At 71.0% G+C, this 12,854-nt stretch carries 15 protein-coding genes and 1 pseudogene; 7 read left to right on the top strand and 9 right to left on the bottom strand.

Features of this window, described 5'->3' with window-relative positions; genetic code table 11:
• The 3 genes from AB0C78_RS34100 to AB0C78_RS34110 all read right to left on the bottom strand — a co-directional run.
• On the bottom strand, window positions 1-443 hold a 443-nt coding region (locus AB0C78_RS34100; protein WP_360756074.1), incomplete at its 3' end, for an MFS transporter.
• A gap of 260 nt (window positions 444-703) precedes the next feature.
• A complete protein-coding gene (locus AB0C78_RS34105; protein ID WP_360756077.1) occupies window positions 704-1,705 on the bottom strand; it encodes an alanine racemase in 1,002 nt (333 codons plus the stop codon).
• A 97-nt stretch (window positions 1,706-1,802) separates the two neighbouring features.
• Window positions 1,803-2,639 carry an LLM class flavin-dependent oxidoreductase gene (locus AB0C78_RS34110; RefSeq protein ID WP_360756079.1) on the bottom strand — a complete coding sequence of 279 codons (837 nt, stop codon included), beginning with the start codon at window positions 2,637-2,639 and terminating at the stop codon, window positions 1,803-1,805.
• A gap of 245 nt (window positions 2,640-2,884) precedes the next feature.
• On the opposite strand from AB0C78_RS34110, the gene AB0C78_RS34115 reads away from it, so the two are divergent.
• Entirely contained in the window at window positions 2,885-3,292 is a 408-nt protein-coding gene (locus AB0C78_RS34115; protein ID WP_360756081.1) for a hypothetical protein, read from the top strand.
• A gap of 72 nt (window positions 3,293-3,364) precedes the next feature.
• On the opposite strand, the gene AB0C78_RS34120 is transcribed toward AB0C78_RS34115, so the two are convergent.
• The 3 genes from AB0C78_RS34120 to AB0C78_RS34130 all read right to left on the bottom strand — a co-directional run bounded on the left by AB0C78_RS34120 (window position 3,365) and on the right by AB0C78_RS34130 (window position 5,658).
• Window positions 3,365-4,387 carry an LLM class flavin-dependent oxidoreductase gene (locus AB0C78_RS34120; RefSeq protein WP_360756240.1) on the bottom strand — a complete coding sequence of 341 codons (1,023 nt, stop codon included), beginning with the start codon at window positions 4,385-4,387 and terminating at the stop codon, window positions 3,365-3,367.
• Between the two features lie 121 nt (window positions 4,388-4,508).
• Complete coding sequence (locus tag AB0C78_RS34125) at window positions 4,509-4,661, bottom strand: hypothetical protein (RefSeq protein ID WP_360756083.1); 153 nt, start codon at window positions 4,659-4,661, stop codon at window positions 4,509-4,511.
• Between the two features lie 49 nt (window positions 4,662-4,710).
• A complete protein-coding gene (locus AB0C78_RS34130) occupies window positions 4,711-5,658 on the bottom strand; it encodes a serine/threonine-protein kinase (protein WP_360756243.1) in 948 nt (315 codons plus the stop codon).
• A 47-nt stretch (window positions 5,659-5,705) separates the two neighbouring features.
• Between AB0C78_RS34130 and AB0C78_RS34135 the strand changes: the two genes are divergently transcribed.
• Window positions 5,706-6,173, top strand: a complete 468-nt coding sequence (locus AB0C78_RS34135; RefSeq protein ID WP_360756085.1) for a PH domain-containing protein — start codon at window positions 5,706-5,708, stop codon at window positions 6,171-6,173.
• A 143-nt stretch (window positions 6,174-6,316) separates the two neighbouring features.
• Window positions 6,317-6,718 (top strand): hypothetical protein, encoded by a 402-nt coding sequence (locus AB0C78_RS34140; protein ID WP_360756251.1) that lies wholly within the window; start codon window positions 6,317-6,319, stop codon window positions 6,716-6,718.
• A gap of 60 nt (window positions 6,719-6,778) precedes the next feature.
• Here the strand turns inward: AB0C78_RS34140 and AB0C78_RS34145 are convergent.
• The 3 genes and pseudogenes from AB0C78_RS34145 to AB0C78_RS34155 form a co-directional block, all read right to left on the bottom strand.
• Window positions 6,779-6,895, bottom strand: a pseudogene (locus tag AB0C78_RS34145) (helix-turn-helix domain-containing protein); the annotation flags it as partial.
• Between the two features lie 91 nt (window positions 6,896-6,986).
• Window positions 6,987-7,979 (bottom strand): hypothetical protein, encoded by a 993-nt coding sequence (locus tag AB0C78_RS34150; RefSeq protein ID WP_360756087.1) that lies wholly within the window; start codon window positions 7,977-7,979, stop codon window positions 6,987-6,989.
• Between the two features lie 93 nt (window positions 7,980-8,072).
• Window positions 8,073-9,065 (bottom strand): helix-turn-helix domain-containing protein, encoded by a 993-nt coding sequence (locus AB0C78_RS34155; RefSeq protein ID WP_360756090.1) that lies wholly within the window; start codon window positions 9,063-9,065, stop codon window positions 8,073-8,075.
• A gap of 164 nt (window positions 9,066-9,229) precedes the next feature.
• Here AB0C78_RS34155 and AB0C78_RS34160 point away from each other — a divergent pair, with 164 nt between their 5' ends.
• Genes AB0C78_RS34160 through AB0C78_RS34175 form a run of 4 tightly spaced genes read left to right on the top strand, consistent with a single transcriptional unit; the run spans window position 9,230 to window position 12,831 of the window.
• Window positions 9,230-9,877 carry a dihydrofolate reductase family protein gene (locus AB0C78_RS34160; protein WP_360756093.1) on the top strand — a complete coding sequence of 216 codons (648 nt, stop codon included), beginning with the start codon at window positions 9,230-9,232 and terminating at the stop codon, window positions 9,875-9,877.
• Window positions 9,874-10,137 (top strand): hypothetical protein, encoded by a 264-nt coding sequence (locus AB0C78_RS34165; protein WP_360756095.1) that lies wholly within the window; start codon window positions 9,874-9,876, stop codon window positions 10,135-10,137. Before AB0C78_RS34160 ends, AB0C78_RS34165 begins: the two co-directional genes overlap by 4 nt.
• The gene (locus AB0C78_RS34170) at window positions 10,088-11,590 is read left to right on the top strand and encodes a DJ-1/PfpI family protein (protein ID WP_360756097.1); all 1,503 of its coding nucleotides are present in this window, start codon (window positions 10,088-10,090) and stop codon (window positions 11,588-11,590) included. Before AB0C78_RS34165 ends, AB0C78_RS34170 begins: the two co-directional genes overlap by 50 nt.
• Before the next feature lie 5 nt (window positions 11,591-11,595).
• Window positions 11,596-12,831, top strand: a complete 1,236-nt coding sequence (locus AB0C78_RS34175) for a flavin-dependent oxidoreductase (RefSeq protein ID WP_360756245.1) — start codon at window positions 11,596-11,598, stop codon at window positions 12,829-12,831.
• Window positions 12,832-12,854 lie beyond the last annotated feature (23 nt).

Raw genomic sequence — 12,854 nt, forward strand, 5'->3', positions numbered from 1 at the left:
CGGCCGAGGTGCTGGCGGGGGAACACGTCGGTGAGGATGGCGGCGCTGTTGGCCAGCAGCATCGCGGCGCCGGCGGCCTGCAGCACCCGCAGCCCGACCACGGTCCAGGCCGTGGGCGCCAGGCCGAGCAGCAGGCTCCCCAGTGTGTAGGCGGCGAGCCCGGCCAGGTACATGGCCCGGCGCCCGAACATGTCGGCGAAGCGGCCGAAGACGATGATCAGCACCGTGTTGGCCAGCATGAAGGACAGCAGGATCCAGCTCGCCTGCACCGGGCCGGCGCGGAAATGCCGGACCACCGCGGGCAGCGCCACGTTGAGCGAGTTCCCGCCCAAGCCCATTAGAACGCTGGCCATCGTCACCACCGACAACGTCCACCAGGCATTGCGCGAGGGCACAGCGGCGAGGTGGGGACGGTCGGTGTCGACGTGCGCGGGACAGCTCACGCTCGTCCCTCCGTGCGGCCCATGAATCCAGGGTATTGGAACGTTTTTCTAATATCTAGTTCTAGAATGGAGCTTGGGATGGCGGCGTTCGGTCGTGCGGGTCAGCGCAGGGATCGCGCCGCGGCGCGCCGTCCCGGCCCTCGCCGAGGTTCACCTCAAGGGGGCCACCTCCTACAGCCTGACCAGCGAACTCAACGCCTGGGCCGCCCAGCGCACACCGAGGCCGTCGGTTTCGAAACGCTCCGTCGGCAGGGCGACGATCATTGCCAGCCGCGCATGTCGACCGGCCATCGCTCGATCACCTGTTCGCCGTCGACCAGGTGGAGGGTGTCGTGGAGGGTCACGGTCGGGTCGACGTGGGCGGGGAGCACGCGGATGAGGTCGCCTACCGCGGGTCGGGTGCCGTCTTCGGTGCTGAACGTGGTGTGTTCGTCGGAGCAGAACCAGACCTTGGCGCCGTCGATGCTCGGGAGGCCCTGGTCGAGACTGTGCGACTTGAGCCCGACGTCGACGACGGCCCATTCGGGTGACACCGAGATGACCCGGCCCAGGACGGACAGGGCCTGCTGGAACGGCTGTCCGAGCTCTCCGTACGCGGTGTCCATCAGGGCGTAGGAGCCGGCCTGGATCTCGGTGGCCCAGGTGTTGACGGCGTAGGTGCCGGTGCCGCCGGCGCTGATCAGGTCACCGCCGACGTCGGCGCTCGCGGCGAGCAGCAGCTCCATCGCCTGTCCGGTGCGTTCCCGGCGTTCGTCCTGCGACTGCACGAGCATGAGGTGCCCCTCGTAGCCCATGACACCGCGTACGGACAGTCCGGTCTTGCGGGCGAGGTCGGCGAGGGGGCCGGCGTCGGCGGGCGGGCAGCCGCAGCGCGGCAGCCCGACGTTGACGTCGATGATGACCTCGCGGACTCCGCCGGCGGCGGCCGCCTCGATCGTCTCGGCGGAGTCCACGGCGACCGTCACCCGATGCCCGTCCTGGACGAGGCGTCCCAGGCGGCGGGTGTCGAGCACCTCGTTGGCGAGCAGGAGGTCCTCGCCGAGCCCGGCCGCGGCCATCGCCTCGACCTCGCGGATCGTCGCGCACGTGAAGCCGGCGTGCCCGTTGGCGTGCTGGAGCCGGGCCAGACTCGTGCACTTGTGCGCCTTGACGTGCGGCCGGAGCCGCGCCCCCGGCAGCGCCGCGCTCATCGTGTCGAGGTTGTGCCGGAGCACCGCCCGCTCGACCAGCAGCGCAGGCGTCTGAAGTTCCTTGACCAGCATGTGTCCTCCCGGCCTGTCCGGCTCCCAGTATTCGCCTCGACCCACCGCTGATGATGTTCCGCTGCCTGACCGGCCACCCCTTTGCCGGGCCGCGGGGCTAGTGTCCGGCCAGTTCGGCAACGACCGGGGCGAGCGTGTCGGCGAAGTCGGCGCCGAAGACGAAGTAGGAGAAGCCGAGCTCCTCGCGCCGCCGCTGGATCTCCTCGACGGCCGCCGCAGGGTCTTCCGGAAGTACCGCCAGCGAGTCCGCGGCGTGGAGGGCGGCGGGGTCGGTGTCGGGGGACGCCATGAAGGGCGCGACGGCGTCGCCGATCACCGCCACGTGCTGGGCGAGTTCGACGTCCCGGGTGAGGCGGGTGCGGAAGTCGCGGACCACCCGGGTGATCTCGTCCCGCTCGTCTCCCGGCATGAGGGCGATGGCGACGGTGTCCGCGAGGTCGGCCGCCAGCGCCCGCGCCTTCGGCCCGCGCACGGCCATCACCACCGGCGTGTGCAGGTCGGGCCCGTCGAGATCCCGCAGCGCCGTCACGGTCTCGCGCATCTGGGTCAGCCGCTCGCTCGGTGGGACGACGGGCAGTCCCAGGTCGCGGAGTTCGTCTTCGATGCCGGGCCGGCCGGTGCCGATGCCCATCTCGAAGCGACCCTCGGTGAGCACCGACAGCGAGTGCGCCTCCCACGCGGTGCTCCAAGCCGGGCGCAGCGGGGAGGCGTACACCCAGCTGCCGACCCGCAGGTCGGTGAGGGTGGCCGCGACGGCCAGCGTGGGCGCCGGCGCCGGCTGCCACTGCGGGACGTCGGGCATCAGCAGCGTGGAGTATCCGCTGTCCGCGATACGGCGCAGCCGCTCTCGCCACGTCGGCAGGTCCGTCCTGAGCGGGGCGACGACCCCGAACCTGAAGGGCTTGGTTCCGCCGTTCGCCGTTGAATCGGTCATCGTTCCCGTCCTCGCCATTGTGGTTCCGGCTCTGCCGAGGCTCCGTGGTCGGTGCCTCACCCTTGCTACGAACGCCGATGTCCCGATCCGACACCGCCTCCCGAGAATTCTGCCGGGGATCTTTCCGGGACGCCGGACGTTCGTGCCCGAACTGCGCGACTCCGGTTCCGCATCGGGGGCGGGGCGTGCTGATGGTGGCGCGCGGGGGTGGTTCGGTAGCGGGGCCCGTGGTATCGATGGCGGGCATGAGCGAGACGCCTATCCCGTACGTCGGCGACCACAACGGGCCCACGCGGGTCCTGCGCCTCCACACACGTCGCGGGGTGGTCGCCAAGGCGGGCCTCACCGTCGGCGTCGACGGCGCCCACTACCACCAGGGTTGGGGGAGTGCGGCCTTCGAGATCCCGGCGGATAGGCCAGTGCACGTCAGCGTGTCACAGGGAGGCGGTCAGGTCGGGGTCGCCGCCACGGTCCTCACCCCGGAGCAGCCGGCTGAGCTGGAGTACCGCGGCCCTGCGGCGCTGTACCTGGCGGGCACCATCGGAGCCCCCGGCACCGTGAAGCAGCGCGGCTGCCTGCTCCAACTCGCGATCCTCGCTCTCGTGCCCCTCGTGCTGCTGGCGCTCGTGATCGTCGTCCTCTTGGCCGGATGACCGCCGGCGCGCCGCACCGGCCGCAGATCCGGCCGGGCGGTCGTGCCGTGGTGGACGGGGTCGGGTGCGCCCTCAGCGCCAGCCGAGTTCGGGTGCCACGTGGGTCAGGATGTTCTCCAGGACGTGCGCGTTGTAGTCCACACCGAGCTGGTTGGGGACCGTGAGCAGCAGCGTGTCCGCGGCCTGGATGGCCTCGTCGTCGGCGAGCTGCTTGACCAGCACGTCGGGTTCGGCCGCGTACGAGCGTCCGAAGACCGCCCGGGTGTTCTCGTCGATCATTCCGATGTGGTCGCCCGAGTCGGCGTTCCGGCCGAAGTAGGCGCGGTCCAGATCGCTGGTCAGCGCGAAGATGCTGCGGCTGACCGAGACACGCGGCTCGCGCCGGTGTCCGGCGTCCTTCCACGCCTGCCGGTAGGCCTCGATCTGCTTGCGCTGCTGGACGTGCAGCGGCTCGCCGGTCTCATCGTTCTTGAGCGTGGAGCTTTGCAGGTTCATGCCCAGCTCGGCCGCCCACACGCCGGTGGCGTTGGAGCTCGAGCCCCACCAGATGCGGTCGCGCAGCCCTGCGGAATGCGGTTCGATGCGCAGCAGCCCGGGCGGGTTGGGGAACATGGGGCGTGGGTTCGGCTGGGCGAAGCCCCTGCCCTGCAGCACCGTGAGCAGTACCTCGGTGTGCTTGCGCGCCATGTCGGCGTCGGTGTCGCCCTCGGGCGGCTCGTACCCGAAGTACCGCCATCCGTCGATGACCTGCTCCGGCGATCCCCGGCTGATGCCGAGCTGCAGCCGCCCGCCGGAGATCAGGTCGGCGGCGCCGGCGTCCTCGGCGAAGTACATCGGGTTCTCGTACCGCATGTCGATCACGCCGGTGCCGATCTCGATGCGGGACGTCTTCGCGCCGATCGCGGACAGCAGCGGGAAAGGAGAGGCCAGCTGCCTGGCGAAATGGTGCACCCGGAAGTAGGCGCCGTCGGCGCCGAGTTCCTCCGCGGCCACGGCGAGATCGACCGACTGCAGCAGTGCGTCCGCCGCCGACCGCGTCCGCGAGCCCGCGACGTCGCTCCAGTGACCGAACGAGAGAAAACCGATCTTCTTCACACCGGCGTCAACCATCTCGGTGCCTGCGAGATTCCAGAGCGGCCGACCACGCGGCGGCCCGCGGCCACCGGCCGTCACGAATCAGGCCGTCACCGACCGTCCGGCAGGAGGCGGCGAGGGGTCAGACGATGCGGGTGCAGAGGGTGCGTCCCCGGATCTCCCAGTGGACCCTTCTGCCGCCCGGCGGGCAGGCACCGCTGGTGTACGCGGTGATGCGCAGGACGAAGTCGTAGTCCCCGGGAGCGGAGCCGTCCCCGCACGGCCACGACGTCATCAGATCCGAGTTGTCGATGGCGACCGAGTTCTCGTTGGCGTCCTTCGTGTCAAGGAAACACCGGTGCGTTTCCGCCGTCCCCGATGATGGCCCAGGCGGCGAAGGCGACCAGCAGGACGCCCACGACCGCGGCAGCGGCCACCGGTAGCTTCATCCGTCCGAGCGGTGGAACCCGCCGGCCGCTCCCTGGGACGTCCCGCGGCGGAGGCGCCGGCACCTCGGTCTCGGCCACCCGCGTGGCGATCATCGTGCTGACGGCCTCGGGCAGCGGGGCGTCCTCGCCCTCGGCGAGCGCGGAGCAGCGTTCGAGGATCACGTCGAGGCCGGGCCGGTCCTGCGGGTCCTTCTCCAAACCGGACGCGATCAGCGGGAGCAGCGGCTCCGGCACGCCGGACAGGTCGGGATCCTCGTTGACGACGCGGTAGCCGAGGGCCTCGATCGGGCCCTCGCCGAAGGGCCGCCGTCCGGTGGCGGCGAAGGCCAGCACGGCGGCCAGGCAGAACATGTCGCTAGGCGGCCCGACCTCGCGGCCCCGGAACTGCTCGGGCGACATGAACCCGGGCGTGCCGACCACGCTGGTGCGGGTGGTCTGCGAGGTGGCATCGAGCGCGCGGGCGATGCCGAAGTCGATGATGCGGGGCCCGTCCTGCGCGAGCAGCACGTTGCCGGGCTTGAGGTCCCGGTGGACGACGCCCCGCTCGTGGATCGCCATCAGCCCTTCGGCCAGGCCCGCGCCGAGCGCCGCGACCGCCGCCGCGGAGAACGCGCCGTGCTCGCCGACGGCCTCGTGCAGCGTCGGCCCAGCGATGTACTCGGTCACCAGCCAGGGCGGGTCGGCGTCGGCGTCGGCGTCCACCACCTGGACGGTGTGGATGCCCCCGACCCGCCGCACCGCGGCGACCTCCGCCTCGAACCGCCGCCGGAACTGCGCGTCCTCCGCCAGGTTCGGGTGGATGACCTTGACCGCGACCGGACGGCCGCCCTTCGAGCGGCCCAGGGCACGGGCGGGGCCGGTGCCGCGGGTCCGTGCTAGACATCTGCCGCATGGAACGACGAACCGTGCGCTGCTACCGGTATCTGTTGATCATGGCGGTGCTGGTGGTGTTCCTGGCCGTCAGCGCCGGTCTGCTGATGCGAGCACTGCTCCGGGGTTTGGCGTACCTGGAGACGCTCGGCGCGATCATCCTTCTGGCCGTCCTCGCCGCAGCCCTCGTGACGGCCGTCGCCGCGCTGCGCGGCCGCGCCATCGTCGACGACCAGGGCGTCACGATCGTGGGCGCGCTGCGCCGCTGGCGCTACGCCTGGGACGACGTCACCGAGATCTCCCTGCACGCATCGCTGCGCTACTGGGAGGTGTACCTGCGCACGGACGACGCCGAACGCCGGGTCTTCTTCTATCCGGTTGGAGTGTTCGCGCCCCCGGCCGCCGGAGAGCGCCACTCCACACCCCCGCCCTACACCCCGCCCGGCCTGGCGAATCTCTATGCGCGCCTGACCGGGCCTCTTGGCTAGAACGTGCCGCAGTCGGCGGGGTCCCCGGGACCGGGCCGACAAGATCAACCCACACGTGTTGAGCTATATGCTGACCTGCGCAGATTTCGCCGAGCAGGATCGATCAGGGTGACGGGACAGCGATGCCGACTCACGAGTGGACCATGGCCGAAGACGACTACGGCTCGCGCGCGCGTCCCAGGCGGAAGACCTTCCTGATCGTCACCTTGGCCGTGGCGGGGCTCCTGGGAGTGCTCGGCGTGCTCTACCTGACCGGCACGCCAGGCGCGAGCACCCAGTCCCTCGGCCCGAAGAACTACAGCACCCACGTCGAATGCCAGGTGGACACGAACGGATCGCAGGGCACGGTGACCATCAGCGGCACGATCACGGGTAACGCGACGAGGTACGCGGTCACCGTCGAGGTTCTGGACGCGGCCTCTCGCCAGCGGATCGGCCTGCAGACCTTCGACGTCCGGGGCACGAAGGCCTTCGCGGGAACCACCGCGGCGCAAGCTCCGATCGGACCCGCGGGCATCGAATGCAAGATCGTCAAGGACGACTAGAAACATCGCCTCATTCGATGAGGTGACGGCGCCGGGCCAGAGCGGCGCCGAGGCCGTCGTCAGGCGGAGCTGGAGCAGCGCGACGAGCCGCTCCTCCGGGTCGTCCAGAGAGAGGTCGGCGGCGCGCCGGACGCGGTGCCGCAGCGTGTTCGGGTGGACGTGCAGGAGCGCCGCCGCATCCGCCGCGCCGTCGCGCCCACCGGCCTCGACCTCACCGACCCCGACCAGCGCCTGGCCGCGATGCTTCACCTTCGCCTGGTCAGCGGGTCTATTGCAGCTCTTTCCGGACCTTGTGGAGGTAACTGAAGTCGTCCCGTTCCGGCCGGTAGGCGAGCATCGGGCGGATCTCCCGGGTCGCGATGTTGATGGCGTAACCGCTTACCGCTCCCATCAACCAGCCGACATCGGGAACCACCAGGGCTCCAAGGGCGGCTGCGGCGACGCCCACGGTGGCCGCGACGGACCGGCTCGCCCAGGCGATTCCGGCGGCCCGGCCCGCGGACCGGTGCTCCTTGGCCGCTTCGTCGAGTTCCCTTCGGAGTTCGGTGATGACGTCGGAAGGGTGCTCGTAGTCCCGGCGCAGGTCTCCGAGGAGCCGATGCACGGCCCGCATCAGGCGTGCGCGCTCGTCCGCATGGCGTTCGCGGAAGGCCAGGACATCGGAAAGCGAGGTGGTGGGCGCCGGCGTCGGCAGGACGCGTCCGAGTTCCACCTCCCAAGCCGCCTCGCGATCGCCGCGCACCGTCATGTGCATGGTCTGCCGACGTGCGGTCGGGCTGTCGGTGTACGGGTAGAGGGCGCCGTCCGCTCGCTCTTCGAGATCGACGGCGATCTCCCGCGCGAGCGTCGCGATGATCAGTTCTCCGACCGGTCTCGGCACCACGATGGGGCCGCTGTCGTCAGGCCAGGTGGCGAGGCGGAGCCGGAGGAGTTCCCGTTCGAGCCGGTTGGGGAGCTTGGTGGGCCACATGTGGAACGCGGGCTCCGTGCGGACCCCCGGCTGGACGGCCATCCGCCGCAATTGGGAGCTGAGCGCCTTCGCCCAGGTCGAGCGCCAGTCCGCTCCGTAAAGGGGTGCGCGTACGGTGAGCGGTCGGTAGAGCCCTCGGTCGCCGAGTTCTTTCAGCGGTGCGGGAACGGCGCGGTCGTAAAACCGCTTTTCCTGCGGTACGACGGACGCGAAGCCGTCCCAGTACAGCAGCGACTGGTAAATGACCTCTGGGGGCGGAACCACGAACGGGTAGTAGAGCAGCGCGCCCATCTGGCTCCCTCCAGCCTCTTCGAGAAAGGTTACTGATAAGGGTCCGCGAGGCTGAGTGATTTCGTGCGCCGTCCGACGGATGGGGCGGCGGGGTCACGGTGTTCTGGCTTGGTTCCCTGCCGTGTGTCGCGTCGAGTGGTCTGCGCGGTAGCGCGAGGGCGCGGTTCCGTACTGGTCGATGAAGGCTTGGCGGAGCGTCTCTGCCGTCCCGAATCCGCAGCGCCGGGCCACGCTCGCGATCGGGTGCGTCGTCGTCGCCAGCAGGTGGGCGGCCGCTTCGGTGCGGGCCTGGCGTACGTAGCGTCCCGGGGTGTGGGCGAGGTGCTGGAGGAACAGCCGGGTGAGGTGGCGCTCGCTCACCCCCGCCAGCCGGGCCAGGGCGGCGGTGCTCAGATCGCCGTCGAGGTTGCCGGCGACGTGGTCGGTGATCTGCTGGACGAGGCTGTGCTCGGGCTGCGGTGCGGCGGCGACGAACATGCTCATCTGCGCTTGGTCGCCCGGCCGCTGCAGGTAGGTCACGACCAGTTGCGCCACGCCGCGTGCCAGTTCCGGCCCGTGGTCGTCCTGGATGAAGGAGAGCGTCAGGTCGAGCGCGCTGGTGACGCCGGCCGAGGTGGTGATGTTGCCTTCGCGGATGTAGATCGGGCCGGGGTCGAAGACGACCTTCGGGTACCGTGCGGCGATCTCGTCGGCCCACATCCAGTGGGTGGCGGCGCGCCTGCCGTCGAGCAGCCCGGCCGCGGCCAGCACGGCGGAGCCGGTGCACACGGACGCGACCCGCCGGCTCTCCTTGGCCAGCCGGCGCACATGTCCGACGAAGCGGGGGTCGGCCGCGGCCTCGCGGTAGCCCAGCCCGCCCGACACGATCAGCGTGTCCAGCGGGCCCTTGAGCCGTTCGAGCGCTTCCTGCCCGTGCAGCGTCATCCCGTCGGTGCAGGTGATCGCCCGGCCGCCCGGGGTCGCGAGGAGCACCTCGTAGGGCGGGGTGGCGCCCCAGTTCGCCTCGTTCAACGTCGATGTCACGCAGGCGATGTCGAGCAACTGCGCCCGGTCGTATCCGACGACCACCATCAGCCGTTCGTCCACTCTCAGGACCCTATGCCGCCGCGACAGGAGTACCAAGTTTTCGGACATTGTCGCCACGTTTCGTTGCCGCTCGCGAATCGGTCTTCGATGGTGAGGTCACCCCCGGAAAGACACCGGTCATTCGCGGATGCCGGCCGGGGCTTTGATCATTGAAGGAGCACCGCATGTCCGATGTTCGCGTGCACAACTTCTCGATCTCGCTCGACGGCTTCGCCACCGGAGCGGGTCAGGCCCCCGGCGCCCCGTTCGGGCACGCCGGCGAACGCCTGCACGAGTGGATGTTCGCCACCCGTTTCTGGCATCAGATGGGCGGTGGCCCGGGCGGGAGCACCGGCGCGGACCACGCCGTCGCCGCACTGCACGGGCCCGGGATCGGCGCCGAGATCATGGGCGCCGGCAAGTTCGGTCCGCCCGGCTGGCAGGACGATCCCGGCTATCACGGCGCGTGGGGCGCCGACCCGCCGTTCCACACCCCGGTCTTCGTGCTCACCCACCGGCCGCGGCCGTCGATCGAGATGAAGGGCGGCACCACGTTCCACTTCCTGGACGCCCCGCCCGCCGAGGCGCTCGAGCGGGCCCGCGAGGCGGCCGGTGGCCAGGATGTGCGCCTGGGCGGCGGGCCGTCGGTGGTACGCGACTTCCTCGCCGAGGGGCTGGTCGATCACATGCACGTGGTGCAGGTCCCGATCCTGCTCGGCCGGGGTGTCCGGCTCTGGGACGGCCTGGAGTCGCTGGAGGACGCGTTCGACATCGAGGCGGTCTCGACGCCCTCGGGCGTCACCCATCTGACGTTCACGGCGAAGAGCCGGTGACCGCGATGCGATCGAGCCTCGGGCAACACGCCAGCCCTGAGGCGGGCCGGCTGTCCGCGCCGGCCCTCGACGTCGTCCTGACCGTGGCGCTGGGCGGCGCGCTGAACCTCCAGAGCGCGAGGCGGCGAACCCGCAGTTCCGCGCATTTCAGTCAGGCTTTCCGCAGCGCCTATGACTTTCACCGCTGTGGCCAGTTCGTAGGAGTGGGTCATGCGATTTCCGAGGTGGTGGCGGGCCGGTTCGCGGCGGCAGCCGGGTGACGGCGTAAGAAAGAAACAGGGCGCGCGGGCCTTGCGGATCCTCGGCCGTGGGCTGGTCGTCCTTGCGGCCTTGTTCCTCGTCCCGGGCGTGGAGTTCCTCGTCAGCGCGCGGGGCTTTGCTTCCTACAGGTACGCGCCGCCACCGGCCAGGCAACTCCCCGCAGTGGCTCCGCCTGCGCATGCTCCGGGCAAGCCCACCGTGGTGGTCGTAGTCGGCAACGCCGGTGCCAACGTGGCCGACACCCTCGTCCCGTACGACGTTCTGGCGAGCACGGGAAGGTTCAACGTCTACACGGTCGCACCCGAACGCCGGCCCGTGCCGCTGCTCGGAGGGCTGGACCTGGTCCCGGACCTGGACTTCGCGCAACTGAGCACGCGGCTGGGCGGCAGAGCGCCGGACGTCACCGTGGTACCGGAGATGCCGTCCGACGAGGACGGCGATCGCCGCGTCATCGGATGGCTGCGGAGCACCGCGAGTCGCGGGCTGGTGCTGAGCGTGTGCACCGGGGCGCGGCTGGCCGCCGACGCCGGTCTCCTCGACGGCCGCGACGCCACCACGCACTGGTACCGGCTCTCCGGCCTGCAGGACGCGCATCCCGCGGTGCACTGGCGGCGCGGCGTCCGCTACATCGACGACGGAAACGTGATCACCACGGGTGGGCTGCTGTCCTCGGTGGACGGGACGCTGCGGGTGATCGAGCGGCTGGCCGGCACGGACACCGCCGCCGCGGCCGCCCGGACCGTCGGCTGGCGCCATTACTCTCCCGGCGTGCCCGCGCGCATGCCGGAATCGCGGTTGTCCCCGTCCAACGCGATCGTGCACCTGCTCAACCTCGGATTCCGCTCGAACACCAGCAAGCTGGGGGTGGTGCTCACCGGCGGCGTCGGCGAACTCGAACTCGCCTCGATCTTCAGCCCGTATGCCGAGGTCAAGGCCGCCCGGACGGTCGCGATCGCGTCCACGGCCACCGTGCGGTCACGGCACGGGCTGACCTTCGTTCCGCGGAGACGTCTCGCCGACATCGGAGACGACGTCGACCGGCTGATGGTCCCGGGCACCACCGCCGCGGGGAACCCCGACCCCGCTATCGCAGCCGCCGCCCGCCGCGCCGGCGTCCCGCTGGAATACCCGCACCGGCGGCCGGGCTTCGCGTTCGACCCGGTGCTGCGTTCCATGGCCCGCACGTTCGACAGGCCCACGGCTAGGTGGACCCGCAAGATCCTGGAGTACCCCGCCGCCGATCTCGGCACGTCCGGCCCCGGCTGGCCGTGGACGCCCACCCTGCGCCTCGTGCTTTTCGGCCTGGCCGGTGTGGTCGCTCTGGCGATCGTCCGCTTTGGCACACGGTTGGTCATGACCGCTTCACTTCGCTCGAGAACCGCGGACCGCCCACCCGATGGATCGCCGAGTGGCGGCCGCGACAGTCTCGGTGAGGACAAGGAGGAGCCGTGAAGGTGATGATCGTGGGAGCCGGGATCGGCGGGTTGTTCACCGCGTTGCGGCTGCACGCCGAGGGCATCGACTGCGTGGTCCATGAGCGCGGTGAGCGGATCCGGGAGCTCGGCGTGGGGATCAACGCGCTGCCGTTCGCGGTCCGGGAACTCGATGCGGTGGGGCTGCTGGACCGGCTCGACGGCATCGGGGTGCGCACCGGTGAGCTGATCTACACCCACCGGCTGGGGCAGGAGATCATGCGCAGGCCCTGCGGTGTGGCCGCCGGATTCGCGCACCCGCAGATCAGCGTGCATCGCGGCCGGTTACAGGGCCTGCTCCACCGCGCGGTGCTCGAACGGCTGGGCGCGGACGCGGTGCGCACCGGTCACCGCCTGGTCGGTTTCGAGCAGGACGCCGAGGGCGTGACCGCCCGGTTCGCCGACGGCTCGCACGCACGCGCGGACGTCCTCGTGGGCGCCGACGGCATCCACTCGACCACCCGGTCGACCCTGTTCCCCGATGAGGGGCCACCGCGCTGGAGCGGCATGATGACCTGGCGCGGCGCCACCGACTGGCCCGAGTTCGGCACCGGCCGGACCATGGTGATCGCCGGAGGCAACGCCGCCAAGCTGGTCGTCTACCCGATCGCGGCGGGCACGGCACCGGGCACCAGGCTGACCAACTGGGCCATGGGCGTCCTGACGGGCCGTCCCGGCGACCCGCCGCCCGACGAGCAGGACTGGACGCGTCCAGCCGAGCCGGCGGCCCTGGCCGCGCACGTCAAGCGCTTCACCTGCGACCTGTTCGACCACGCCGCCATGATCGCGTCCACCCGGGACCGGTTCGAGTTCCCCATGTGCGACCGCGACCCCCTGCCCCGCTGGACGCACGGCCGGGTCACCCTGCTGGGCGACGCCGCCCACCCCATGTACCCGATGGGCTCCAACGGCGCCGGCCAGGCCATCCTCGACGCGGTGAACCTGAGCGCCCACCTCGCGACCCAGACCGACCCCGCCCGAGCCCTGCTCGCCTACGAGCGCGACCGCCTCCCCGCCACCACCCAGATCGTCCTCCGCAACCGGCTCGGCGGCCCGGAACAGGTCATCGACGAGGTCGAGCGCCGGGCCCCGCAAGGCTTCGACCGCATCGAGGACGTGATCACCCCCGCCGAACTCGAGGCCATCGTGGCCGGCTACACCCAGGTCTCCGGCGGCCACCGCGACCGACCGACGCCCGGACCCGGCAAGGACCGCGCCTGACCGACCACGGCGACGAACTGACA

The sequence above is a fragment of the Actinomadura sp. NPDC048394 genome, from assembly GCF_040651755.1.
Lineage (GTDB): Bacteria > Actinomycetota > Actinomycetes > Streptosporangiales > Streptosporangiaceae > Spirillospora > Spirillospora montaniterrae.